At 61.8% G+C, this 12,596-nt stretch carries 10 protein-coding genes; all 10 read right to left on the bottom strand.

The features are described from left to right. Positions 1 to 4 precede the first annotated feature (4 nt). On the bottom strand, positions 5 to 1,438 hold the full coding sequence (gene hydA, locus ACPYOJ_RS08110; protein ID WP_481415780.1) for a dihydropyrimidinase: 1,434 nt from the start codon (positions 1,436 to 1,438) through the stop codon (positions 5 to 7). Next, positions 1,435 to 2,694, bottom strand: coding sequence for an MFS transporter (locus ACPYOJ_RS08105; RefSeq protein WP_481415779.1), 1,260 nt, complete (start codon positions 2,692 to 2,694; stop codon positions 1,435 to 1,437). Before ACPYOJ_RS08105 ends, hydA (ACPYOJ_RS08110) begins: the two co-directional genes overlap by 4 nt. Before the next feature lie 3 nt (positions 2,695 to 2,697). After that, positions 2,698 to 4,737: a dipeptide ABC transporter ATP-binding protein gene (locus tag ACPYOJ_RS08100; protein ID WP_481415778.1), complete on the bottom strand. Its 2,040-nt coding sequence runs from the start codon at positions 4,735 to 4,737 to the stop codon at positions 2,698 to 2,700. A 32-nt stretch (positions 4,738 to 4,769) separates the two neighbouring features. After that, the gene (locus tag ACPYOJ_RS08095; RefSeq protein ID WP_481415777.1) at positions 4,770 to 5,645 is read right to left on the bottom strand and encodes an ABC transporter permease; all 876 of its coding nucleotides are present in this window, start codon (positions 5,643 to 5,645) and stop codon (positions 4,770 to 4,772) included. A gap of 3 nt (positions 5,646 to 5,648) precedes the next feature. After that, complete coding sequence (locus ACPYOJ_RS08090) at positions 5,649 to 6,662, bottom strand: ABC transporter permease (protein ID WP_481415776.1); 1,014 nt, start codon at positions 6,660 to 6,662, stop codon at positions 5,649 to 5,651. A gap of 70 nt (positions 6,663 to 6,732) precedes the next feature. Beyond that, complete coding sequence (locus ACPYOJ_RS08085; protein WP_481415775.1) at positions 6,733 to 8,412, bottom strand: ABC transporter substrate-binding protein; 1,680 nt, start codon at positions 8,410 to 8,412, stop codon at positions 6,733 to 6,735. Positions 8,413 to 8,593: 181 nt separating this feature from the next. Further along, complete coding sequence (locus tag ACPYOJ_RS08080; RefSeq protein WP_481415774.1) at positions 8,594 to 9,604, bottom strand: GlxA family transcriptional regulator; 1,011 nt, start codon at positions 9,602 to 9,604, stop codon at positions 8,594 to 8,596. Between the two features lie 92 nt (positions 9,605 to 9,696). Then, on the bottom strand, positions 9,697 to 11,160 hold the full coding sequence (hydA, locus tag ACPYOJ_RS08075; protein ID WP_481415773.1) for a dihydropyrimidinase: 1,464 nt from the start codon (positions 11,158 to 11,160) through the stop codon (positions 9,697 to 9,699). Further along, positions 11,147 to 12,160, bottom strand: coding sequence for an NAD-dependent epimerase/dehydratase family protein (locus tag ACPYOJ_RS08070; RefSeq protein WP_481415772.1), 1,014 nt, complete (start codon positions 12,158 to 12,160; stop codon positions 11,147 to 11,149). The genes hydA (ACPYOJ_RS08075) and ACPYOJ_RS08070 overlap by 14 nt, the downstream gene beginning before the upstream one ends. Continuing rightward, a partial coding sequence (locus ACPYOJ_RS08065; RefSeq protein ID WP_481415771.1) for an SDR family oxidoreductase occupies positions 12,161 to 12,596 on the bottom strand: 436 nt, incomplete at its 5' end.

Here is a 12,596-nt window from a genome sequence, read left to right as displayed (position 1 = left end):
GCCGTCATGATGCGAGAACCTTCGAAAGTCCCTGCTGCGGCGGGAACGGCCGTTCCCTGGCAATGAAGCGCCCTCTACCCGGCTGGGTCAGGACCTTTCCGTCATCCCAGACGATGTCACCGCGCGAGATCGTCATGATCGGCCAGCCCCTGACGACTTGCCCTTCGTAGGGCGTGTAGTCGGTAGCGTGATGCAGCAGCGAATTGGTGATCGTCACGCTGCGATCCGGATCCCAGATCGCGATATCGGCATCCGCGCCGATCGCAATGCTGCCCTTGCGCGGAGCAAGCCCGAAGAGGCGCGCCGGAGCGCCTGATGTCAGGTCGGCGAATTTCTGCAGCGAGATCAGGCCGCCGTTCACAGCAGCCGAAAACAGAAGGGCAAGTCGCGTCTCGATGCCCGGAATGCCGTTGGGAATACGGTGGAAGGGCGTTCCCGGCCCGCCTGCGATCTTGTCCGCATAATGCCAGGGCGAATGATCCGAGGTGAAAACCTCGAGCGTCCCATCCAGGATGCCGGCCCAGATTGCCGGCTGGTTCGACTTGTCGCGCGGCGGCGGGGTGCAGACGCATTTGGAGCCGGACAGGTCATTCGTGTCAATATCTTCGGCCGAAAGGAAGAGATATTGCGGACAGGTTTCAGCGTAGATGGGCAGGCCGCGTGCCTTGGCGCGACGGATCTCCTCGACGGCGCCGCCGGCGGCGACATGACTGACGAGGATCGGCGTCTCGATCAATTCCGAAAGGCTGATCGCCCTGAAGGTCGCTTCACGGTCGCCGATCGCCGAATGCGCTTTCTCATGATAGCGCAGTTCGGTCTTGCGGGCGGCGATGAACTTTTCGGTCAGCCAGCGGATGCAGGCATCGTTTTCCGCGTGGACCATGACCATCGCGCCCTGCGCGCGGGCGAGATCGAGGACATTCAATACCTCATAGTCATCAAGCTTCAGCCCGTCATAGGTCAGGTAGATCTTGATCGACGTGCAGCCTTCGGCGATCAGACCGGGAATTTCGTCGAGCAGGACCTCCGCGGAGGGATCGCCGACGATCAGATGAAAGCCGTAGTCGATATGGGCCTTCGGGCCGGCGCGCTGATGATAGTCTTCGACGATATCGCGTAGCGACTGGCCGCGCATCTGCATGGCGAATGGGACGACCGTTGTCGTGCCGCCGCACATGGCCGACAGCGTGCCGGTGTTGAAATCGTCGGCGGTTGTCTTTCCCTCCCAGGGCTGCTGGTCCATGTGGCAATGCGTGTCGACGCCACCGGGCAGTACGATACGCCCCTCGGCCGCGACTTCATGCTTGCCCTCGGGCAGATCCGGCTCGAGGGCCGCGATAACGCCGTCGCGGACACCGATATCGATCGGCCGGGTGGCATCCGGCAACACCACGCGGCCACCGCGGATGACGAGGTCAAAAGGCTTGGCGGACGTCATTCGCATCCTCCCGGAACGAGGCACGGTTTGGTGGTGCCGATCGGACGGCGGAAGAGATTGAAGCAGGCAGCGGCAGCGACCAGAAAGGCACCGCCCCCCAGCAGCAGGAAGAGCGCCTGCGGTGCAAACAGCTCCATCAATTGCGCGGCAAGCCCGGGTGTCATGATGTTGCCGATCGAATAGAGCAGCAGCAGGCTTCCCGACGCCGAGACCATATGCCGGCTGTCGAGCTGCGAGTTGGCATAGGCGATGCCGACGGGATAGATCGTCAATGCGATCGCGCCATAGGCAAAGAACAGACCGTAGAGCAGCGCCTGCGGGTAGGCTCCGGGCCAGGCGATGGCCGCGCACAATCCTGCTCCCGCCAATCCCTGGACAAGCAGCAGAACGCGCCGGTCCATGCGATCCGAAAGCCATCCGACCGGCGCCTGCGCCAGCATGCCGCCGAGACTGAAGGCGGTCACCAGCGTCACGGCGACGGCCGCGTCGAGCTTGACGCGTTCCGCATAGATCGGCGTCATCGTATAGACGTTCATGTTCGTCATGCCCGCCTGAAAGATGCAGACGACGGTGACCGGGGCGAGAGCGGCGAGCCGCCAGATGCCGTAGCGATGGCCGGAATGGGCATTGCCGGCTTCGACCGTCACCGCCAACGGCAGTCGCAAGGCAGGCCAGGGCCGGCCGACAACCCGGGCATAGAACAGCCCAAGCAGAATGACGCCGAGGGCAAGGTGGAAGAGATAGGGAGAAGCCGCGCCCGCCGCCTCGACCAGCAATTGCGCAAACAGCGTCGCCAGCGACGTCATCAGCATGTAGAGCGAGAAATAGGCGCCGCGGTTCTTCTGATCGGCATAAAGGTTGATCCAGCTTTCCGACACGACGAAGAGCGTTGCGATCGAGAAGCCGTTGATCAGACGCATGCAGAACCAGACCGGAGCCGCTTCCGTCAACATGTAGCCGGCCGAGCCCAGCGCGGCGAGCAATGCCACGATATGGAAGGCGAGCTCATGTCCGAACCGAACGACGAGGAAACGGGCAGACAGGCAGCCGCCCAGAAAGCCGATCGGAAACGCCGTCAGCAGCAACTGGACAACGTGCGGGTCAAGCGCGGGATCGCTGAGATGAAGCGAAACCGTCGTCGTCAGAAGCGAGTTTCCGGTGGCGACGATGCAGATGCTTGCCATCACGTGCACAATGGCACGCAAGCCTGCGGGATTTCGCCAGAAGTCGCCGACCGTGCTATCGGGCTCGTGCATTGCTTATGCCCTTCCGGCCGGAGCAGCGGCGAGATCTGCTTCCTCGATGTGACACAGGATCTCGTGCGTGCCGGACATCTTGCGCAGCGGCGGCGCAACCGTGTCGCAGATGCTGCCGAGCTTGCGATGGCATCGCGATGAAAAACGGCAGCCGGTAGGCACGTTGACGGGGCTGGGTGTTTCGCCCGACAGGCGAATGCGTTCACGCGGCGTTTCGTCGAGGTGCGGGCTTCGGATGGCCGAAAGAAGCGCCTCTGTATAAGGATGCGATGCTTCGCCGAAGACCTCGTCGACGGTCCCCTGCTCCATGATCTTGCCGAGATACATGACGACGACCTTGTCGGCGATGTGACGAACCAGTGCCAGATCGTGGCTGATGAACAGCATGGTCGCATGCTTCTCGCGCTGAATGTCGAGGAGAAGGGTGACGACCGCCGCCTGCACCGAAACGTCAAGTGCGGAAACCGGCTCGTCGGCAACGATAAGCGAGGGTTCGGCCGCGAAGGCGCGGGCAATGGCGATGCGCTGCTTCTGGCCGCCGGAAAGCTGGCTCGGCTTGCGGTCGGCGACCGCCGGAGACAGCCGCACCATTTCCAGAAGTTCGCGCACTCGCTGCTCGATCTCAACCTTGGTCTTGCGGACACCGAACTTCTTGATCGAACGGCGAATGGAGAAGGTGGCGGAATGCGATGGGTTGAGCGTACTGTCAGGATTCTGGAAGATCATCTGAACCTGCTGCAGCAGTTCGCGCGGGCGCTGACTGGCCTGCAGTTCGGCGATGTTTTCGCCAGCCATTCGGATTTCACCTGAGGTCGCCTTGTCGAGACCGGTCACGATGCGCGCCAGCGTCGATTTTCCGCAGCCGGATTCACCGACCAGCGCCACGATCTCCGCCTTTGCCGCGTCGAAGGTGACCGCTTCGTTCGCCTTGACGAACTTCTGGTAGCCGACCGGATAGAGCCGGCTCACATCGCAGAGCGCTATCGCGGTCGATTTCTCGATCACCGTTCCCTCGACAGGAGCGAGTGCAGCCTCCATCGTAGAGATCTCAGGCCAGCGGACGCAGCGCACCAGATGGTCGTTGGCCGCGCGCTCCATGGCAAGTCCGGGCCGATCGCAAAGACCGGCAACGAAACTGGAGCAGCGCGGCCCGAAAAGACAGCCTTGCGGCCGTTCCTGCGGCAGCGGGATCGAGCCCGGGATCGCCGCGAGCGTGCGGCTGCGCTTGTCGCCTGTAATGTCGGGGATGCAGTCGATGAGGCCGCGCGTATAAGGGTGTTTCGGCCGGCGGAACACCTCCGACGTCGTTCCCTCTTCGACCATTTCGCCGGAATACATGATCCCGAGCCGATCGCAGCTTTCGGCGATCAGGCCGAGATTGTGCGAGATGAACAGCAGGCTGGTGGAATAGCGCTGACGCAGTTCGGCGATCAGATCGATGACCGCAGCCTCGACGGTGACATCAAGGCCGGTTGTCGGCTCGTCGAGTAGCAGCAGGGAGGGTTTGGCGAGCAATGCCATGGCGATGACCACACGCTGCTGTTGGCCGCCGGACAGCTGATGCGGATAACGTCGCATCAGCTGTCCGGGATCGGGCAGGCGCACATCGGCGAGCATCGCCTCCGCCATGGCCAAGGCGTCCTTCTTGCTCGCGCCCATGTGCAGCAGGGGAACTTCGGCAAGCTGCGCACCGATCGTCTTCACCGGGTTCAGCGCGCTCATCGGGTCCTGGTAGACCATGGCGATCTGCCGGCCGCGGATGGAGCGCAGCTCCTTGGCGGATGCGTTGACCAGCTGCTTGCCGTTGAAACGGATACTGCCGCCGGCGATCACGCCGGTATTGCCGAGATAGCTCATGATCGCCATCGCCGTCGTGCTCTTGCCGCAGCCGGACTCTCCAACCAGGCCATAGCTTTCGCCTGGCATGACTTTGAAAGACAGGTCCGGGATCGCCACCACCGTTTCGCTCTTGCCGCGAAACTCGATGCGCAGGTTCCGGATGTCGAGAACGGGTTCACGATCGATCGACGGCGTGATGGACATGGCCGCTCCTTGGAGACTGGACGCGATGACGTTCATGGTTTCCATGCCTCCCGCATGCCATCGGCAAGCAGATTGAAGCCGAGGACGAGGCTGACGAGCGCGGCGGACGGGATGAGCGACATGTGCGGCCAGACATTCAGGACAGTCACGCTCTCCTTGACCATGCCGCCCCAATCGGGGTTCGGCGGCGGCAGGCCAAGGCCCAGAAAACCGAGGATGCCGATAGTGATGATCGTGTAGCCGATGCGAAGGCAGGCATCGACGATCAGAAGACTGCGGCAGTTCGGCAGCAGCTCGACGATCATGATGTAGAGCGTGCTTTCCGCCCTGAGCTTTGCCGCCGAAATATATTCCTGCTGCTTCAGGCCGAGCACCAGGCCGCGGGTGATGCGGCCGATACCGGGCGCCGAGGCAATCGTTGTCGCGATGACGATATTGAGGACCGATGGTCCGATATTGGCGATCAGGATGACGTAGATGACCAGCACCGGGAAAGCGAGGATGATGTCGGAAAACCGGCTGATGAGAACATCGACCCAGCCGCCGTAATAGCCTGCGATCATCCCCATCGTGATGCCGACGACCATCGCGACCGCCACCGACAGCGGCGCAACGGAGAGGACGGTGCGGGCGCCGAAGATCAGCCGCGACAGCACGTCTCGACCAAGCACGTCGGTTCCCAACCAATGGGCCGCCGAGGGATAAGGATTGCTCATCGCCATCACATCGGAATCCGTCGGCGATGGCAGCGGCAGGATGGGGGCCAAGAGGGCCGCAAGCACCCAGAAGAGAACCAGACAGAGGCCGACGACGGCGGTGCGCGAGTGCAGGATGCGCATCCAGTTCGGCCGTGCTGCGCGCCTCAGTGGCGCGACGACTGCTCCGGTGATGTTGTCTTGAACAGCCATGATTTACCTCACCCGGATTCGTGGATCGAGCAGCATGTAGCCAAGGTCGCCGAGCAGCTGCGTGATGACGGCGATGGCGACGGTGATCAGCGTGGCGGCCTCAAGCGTGGCGATATCGCCGAACAGGCTCGCATCGAGGATCAGGCGGCCGAAACCGGGATAGGCGAACACGAGTTCGGTGACGACAACGCCGCTGATCAGAAAGTTGATTTGCAGCAGGAGCACGGTGAAGGGCGCGATCATCGCATTGCGAAGTGCGTGGCCGAGAACCATGCGTCGCGTGTTCATGCCCTTGAGGATTGCCGTGCGGATGTAGGGCCGCTCCATGACGCCGATCATCGAGACGCGGATCATGCGCGCCACGTAACCGAAGTCGTAGATGACGAGGACCGCGACTGGCAGCACGAACTGGTAGGGCACCGCCCAGCCGCCGTCGCTGTTGAGCGGGCTGGTGCCCGGCAGGATAGGCCAGAGGATCACGAAAAGCGTTACCAGGAAGACGCCCGAGGCAAATTCCGGAATGGAGGTGAAGCTGATGCAGATGACCGACAGCGTCCTGTCCAGCACGCCGCCCTCTTTCAATCCCGATAGGATGCCGAAGATGATCGACAGCGGGACGATCAGCAGGAAGGCCAGCCCGGCGAGGATCGCGGTATTGCCGAGACGATCCCAGATGACGTCGTTGACGGGCAGCTTGTTCAGCGTCGAATAGCCGAAGTTGCCGAAATACTGGGCGCCACGCGGATCGTTGAAGTTCAGTCCGGTGGCCGGATCCTGGAGCGGATCGGGGATCGCCCCGACGAGCACGCCGAGCCAGCGGCCATATCGTACCAGCAGCGGATCATTGGCCTTCAGTTTCTGCGAAAGCAGGTCGACCTGCTGCTGAGTGGCGAAAGGACCAAGCGACTTGCGCGCCACGCTGCCGGGAGTGAACTCGCAAACGGCGAAGACGAGAAACGAAGCACAGAGCATCGTCACGACCATCATCGCCAAACGCTTGAGGAGGAAATTCGCCATAGCCGGAGGAATCCGAATGTCCAGGCCCAGCGCCCGACCGCACGAATGCGGCCAGGCACCAGCCGGGAGGTTAAGCCGAGATCGCGTATTGATGCGCGAAGATGTACTGGGAAGGATGAAGCTCGAAGCCCTTGACCTTCTTGTCCATGACGGTCGAGAAGACACGCCAGAAGGGCTGAACGATCGGCCCGTCATCCTGCATGATCGCCTCGATCTTCGCCATGACCTTGCTGCGCTCCTTCGGGTCGAGAATGCCTTCGGCCTCGGTCAGCAGCTTGTCGAAATCCGCATTGGAATAGTTGGACTCATTCCATGCGGCGTTCGAGCGGTAGGCGAGCGACAGCGTCATGATGGCCAGCGGCCGGTGGCCCCAGGCCGTCAGGCTGAACGGCGACGTCGTCCAGACCTCCCAATACTGGGCGCTCGGCAAGGCCTTGATATTGACCTTGACGCCGATGTCCTTGAACTGTTCGGCAAGGACCTGCGCCGTGTTGAGCTCCCAGATCGGATCCGGGCGCGTCGTCATGTCGAATTCGAAACCGTCCGGATAGCCGGCATCGGCCAGAAGTTTCTTGGCCTTCTCGACGTCGCGCGGATATTTGGGAAGCGCCGCGTATTCGGGATGCGAGGGCGCGACGTGGTGATCTTCGGCCGGAACGCCGGCGCCGAGAAGTGCCGTCTGGATGACCTTCTCGCGGTCGATCGCATAACGCATCGCCTGGCGAACGCGCTTGTCCTTGAACTGCTCGATATCCGGGTGCATGCGGGCGACGACCGTCTGCGTCGTCTCGACCTGATAGACGCCTACATGCGGGAAGTTCTTCATCGCGTTGATCTGGACAGCATCGGCTTCCGACAGACCATCGACCTGCTTGGAGGCCATGGCGGCGATGCCGGCGCCCGGATTGTCGCCGAGGTCGACATATTCGAACGTGTCGAGATAGGGACCCGTGCCCCAATAATCAGTGCGAGCCTTGTACTTGGCACCCTTGCCGACCACGTATTCGGTGATGGCGAAGGGACCAGTGCCGTTCGCATCAGCGCCGAAAGCACCGTTTTCTTCCGGATCGATGATGAACATCGGGTAGTGATAAAGGTGCTCTGGCACGGCGATCTGCGGCGCAGAGCAGTTGAGGCGGACGGTGTGATCGTCGACCTTCTCGATGGCGTTGTCGGCCCAGAGCTTGCTTGATTTCTTCGGGTTGCCCTTCTCGTCCTTTTCGCCGGTTTCGTATTCCTGCACGAGATAGCCGGTGAAGAGACCGAGCATCGACGAGCCGATTGCCGGATCGCAAACGCGCTTGAGATTCCAGACCACATCATCTGCCGTCAGAGGACGGCCCTTGCGCCACTTGACATCCTTGCGAACGTGCAGCGTCCAGGTCTTCAGGTCGTCGCTGACTTCCCACTTTTCGAGAAGGTAGGGATGCGTGATGTTGTTGCGGTCGGTGAAGGTAAGATATTCGCAGACCTGACGGATGACGTTCGACTTTTCGGCGAAGTCGGCCAGATGCGGATCCTTGATTTCCATGCAGCGCATGCCGATGCGCAGGTTTCCGCCCTTCGGCAGGTCTTCCGCCTGGGCAGCATTGCCGGGCATCGCAACGCCGGCGAGAGAATAGGCAGCTGCCGCCGAAACGCCGAGCAGCGTCGCCTTGCGCAAGAACTCGCGGCGGCCTATCGAGCCGCCGGACATCTGTTCGACCAGGGTCGGAATATAGGAATGCTCTTTCTTATCCACGGTAGTCATCTCCTAGTTAGCGCTTTAACTGTTCCGAATTTTTTTGTTGGTTGGACCGATTGGCGGGCTTCCGCTCCTGCCACGGTCGCAGCGGCCTTTTGCCCGTCGCCCGTCTTGGTAAAAATTAAGACGGGATGGACCTGTGTGACATGCAGCGATCCGACATCTTCTCTGCGTCGATCGACATTGTTCATTTGGTTGACACCTCCCGCCGTTTCTCGGCCCTCCTGGTGGCCGCAGGGCTTTCGCGAAATCGCGTGCGGTAGGAGCGGCCGAAGTGGGAAGCCGACTGATAACCGCAGATTTCAGCAATCTGTCCGATCGCCAATTCCGTGTAGGTCAGGAGCTCTCTTGCGCGCGCCATACGCAGCTCGATGTAGAAGTGACTGGGACTTTTGCCGAGATTGGCGTGAAACAGTCGTTCGAGTTGGCGCAGCGAAAGCGCAACGCTGTCGGCAAGGTCGGAAATCTCGACAGGATCGCCGAGGCTCGCCTCCATGCGGCGAACCACAAATGCAAGCTTGGCATTCCTGATGCCGAAACGGTCTTCGGGGGACATCCGCTGGACGTCGTCCTGGCGCCGGATGCGGGCATGGTTGAACTGATCGGAAATCAGCGCGGCCAGTTCCCTGCCCTCGACGGCGGAGATAAGATAGAGCATCATGTCGAGCGTGACCGTGCCGCCAGACGAGGTCAGAAAGCGTCCGTCGATGGCGAAAATATCGTCCGTCGCAAGACAATTCGGGAACTCGCTGCGAAAGCTTGCCAGCGACTCCCAATGCACGGCACATCGCCGCCCCTCAAGCAATCGCGCCTTTGCCAGAAAGAACACCGCCGTGCTGACTGCGCCCAGCACGCATCCTTCGGAATGGATGCGCCTCAACCACGCAAAGACATTGGCATCATAGGCGTCGGCATAGTTGATGCCGGCGCAGAGAATGACGATATCGCAACGGGGCGCCTGGCCGATCGCCATATCGGCATCGAATCCCAATCCGCTGCTGGATTTCACATGGCCGCCATCCGCCGACAGGATCAGCCACTCAAAGGCCTTTCGCTTGGCCAGCCGATTACCCTGCCGCAGCGAGTCGAGCGCCGCGGCAAAGGTCATCAACGGGAAGTCCGGCACCAGGAAAAAGCCGATCCGGATCGGCCGGTCGCCCTGTGCCAACTGCTTCAGCGTATAGGTCTGCTCCATCATGGGGCGAACTCCAAACATCCGCTTTCCCGCTCTACTGGCCCGCAGCAGCGGGTTCAGACAGGCGGGCAAGTGCAACCACCGCCGACCGAGCGTCACCGCATGGTCAATCGGTTTTCCGTCACATCGTAGCCGGTGACCGGCTTTCCGGTCGGGCGCGCGGCATTCGGCCGGTCGCAGGCGATCAGGCGGCCACAGCCAGGCTCGGCGAGCAGTTTTCCATCGTGACACAGGATTTGGCCGCGCGAGATGGTCGTCTGCGGCCACCCCTCGACAACCATCCCTTCATAGGGCGTGTAATCCAGTTCGTCGTGCAGCGTTTCGGTGCTGATCCGCACGCGTTTTGCCTCATCCCAGATCACAATGTCGGCCTCGGCACCCTGCGCGAGAATGCCTTTGCGGCCCTGCAGGCCATAGAGCTCTGCCGGGCGCTCGGCGGTGGCGCGCACGAAGTCGCGCAGAGACAACCGGCCTTTTGACACTCCCTCGGAAAACAAGAGCGGCAGCCGGGTTTCGAGACCCGGAAGTCCATAGGGAACCTTGTCGAACGTCGCATTCTTGCCGTTTCGCATCTTTCCTTCCGCTCCCTCAAAGAAGAAGGCCGAATGATCGGAAGAGAAAACATCGATCGCGCCGTCCGCCAGCCCGGCCCACAGAGCCTTCTGGTGGCGCAGATCGCGCAAGGGCGGACTGCAGCAATATTTGGCCGCTTCGAAATGCGGCCGGTCGAGATCGCCTTCGCTGAGCACGAGATATTGCGGGCATGTTTCGGCGTAGGTGCGCACCCCCTGCGTTCGCGCCCAGCGGATCTGCTCCAGCGCATCCCTGGAGGACACATGCACGATCAGGACCGGGACATCGATCAGTTCCGCCATGGTGATCGCGTGATGCGTCGCGTCGCGTTCGGCGATGATCGGGCGCGAACGGCTCAGATATTTCAGGTCGCCGTAGCCGTTGGTGAGTATGCGTTCGGTCAGCCAGGCAATCAGGTCATGGCTTTCCGCATGAATCATCACCATCAACTGCTCGCGCCTGGCAGTCGCGAGCACGTCGAGAGCCGACCAGTCGTCCAGTCGCAAGGCGTCATAGGTCAGATAGATCTTCACCGAGGTGAAACCTTCCGCGGCAAGCGCCGGGATATCGGTCTGCAGTGTCTCCGGTGTCGGATCGGTGACGATCAGATGGAAGGCATAGTCGACGATGGACTGGCCGGCGGCGCGCGACCTGTAATCTTCGACCGCGGCGCGCAAGGATTTCCCTCGATGCTGAACGGCAAAGGGCATCAATGTCGTGGTGCCGCCGAAGGCTGCCGGTATCGATGCCGTCCTGAAGGTGTCAGCGGTTGTGGCGCCGGTCGATGTGAGCTGTACGATGTGACAATGGGCATCGATCCCGCCCGGCAGGACAAGCTTGCCGGCCGCGTCGATCTCCCGGCTGCCGCCCGGCAGGCCAGTGCCAATCGCCGCGATCGTGCCGTCCTTGCAGGCAATATCGCCTTCGATGAGGCCATCTCCGGCAAAAATCCGTCCATTGCGGACGACGAGATCAAAGTCGGCCATCGCGGCAACCCTCCAGGAATTCGGGATGGGCGCCGATCCAACCAATGTAATCGTCAAAGGCGGCCTCGAGCCCGTAGTTCGGTTGAAACGCGAGGGATCCATGCAGCCGGTCGATTGCGAGCGCAGCCCGATCGACAGCCCCATGAAAGTCGATGGTCGCGACCTCGCCGCCGGCTGCAAGCCGATAGCTGAAGCCTGCAAAAGGCCGGGCCAGGCGATCGCACCAATCGGCAACCCCCCATTCGAGGCTTAGTCCGACATTGACCGGTCCGGGCGTAGGCTCATCGGCAATAACGGCCCGCAGGACCGCTGCCGCCACGTCGCGACTGTAGATCCAGTCTCGTCGCCCCTCGCGCGGCAGGACACAGGCGCCACTGCCGGAAACCGCGATCCCGGTCGCCTGGAAGATGGGGCTCAAGGTGGTGCGAACGCCGGTCGCATGTTCCCAGGGGCCGAAGACGGAGCCGAGCCGGAGCAGTCTCAGGGATATCGCGTCCTGTGGCGCGAGCCGCTCTGCCAGTCGTTCTGCGGCAAATTTCGAAACGGCGTAGACAGAGCGCGGGGCCGGCGGGCTTGCTGCTTCATCGAGCAGCCCGCCTGTGAGCTCAGCCGCCCCATAGACGGAGGCCGAACTCAGAAACACCATGCGTCGGCGGGACGTGAGAGACGCTGCACGCAAGGCGTTGATGGTGCCGCCGACATTGATCGATAGCGCCAGATCGACGGTCGCGGCCTCGTTGGCATCACTCGGCGTGATCGCCGTTCCATGAACGATCGCATCTGTCGTCTGCGTCGCCATCAGCAGCGCCTGGAGATCACGAATATCGCCCTCTATGGTCGTCAGTCGTCCGGGCAAATGCTGGAAGGTTTCAAGGGCTGCCTGCGGCATCGTCTTGGCATCGAAGCTCGTCACGTGGACGCCGGCAGACAGCAATGCCTCGACGACGTTGAGACCAACGAAGCCCGAACCACCAGTGACGAGAACGCGCTCCATCTCCATCTAGGCCAACCATCCTCCATCGACGGGGAGCCTGGAGCCCGTGGTGAAACTCGACCTGTCGCTTGCCAGGAACAGGGCCGCCTCGGCGACCTCTCCCGGGCGCTCGAAGCGGCCGAGCGGATGACGGGCAAGAGCTGCGGCCCGGGCATCCTCGGCAGAAGATGCACGCGAAAAGGAACGCTCAAGCATCGGTGTTTCTATCGCACCGGGGACAATGCAATTGGCGCGGATATTGTCGGGGGCATAGTCGAGTGCCATGCAGCGCGTCAGCGACATGATGGCTCCCTTGGACGCTATATAGGACGGGTTGTTTCTGCCGCCGGAAAGAGCAAGCTGGGAGGCGACGGTGATGATCGAACCGCGCTTTGCTGTTCGCATCAATGGAAGGAACGGCCTGATCCAGCGCATCGTGCCGATGACATTGACGTCATAGATC

The organism is Rhizobium sp. SVR5-9E, from assembly GCF_056755095.1.
The sequence above is the reverse complement of the archived record's forward strand: the minus strand, read 5'-3'. Positions and strand labels throughout refer to the sequence as shown.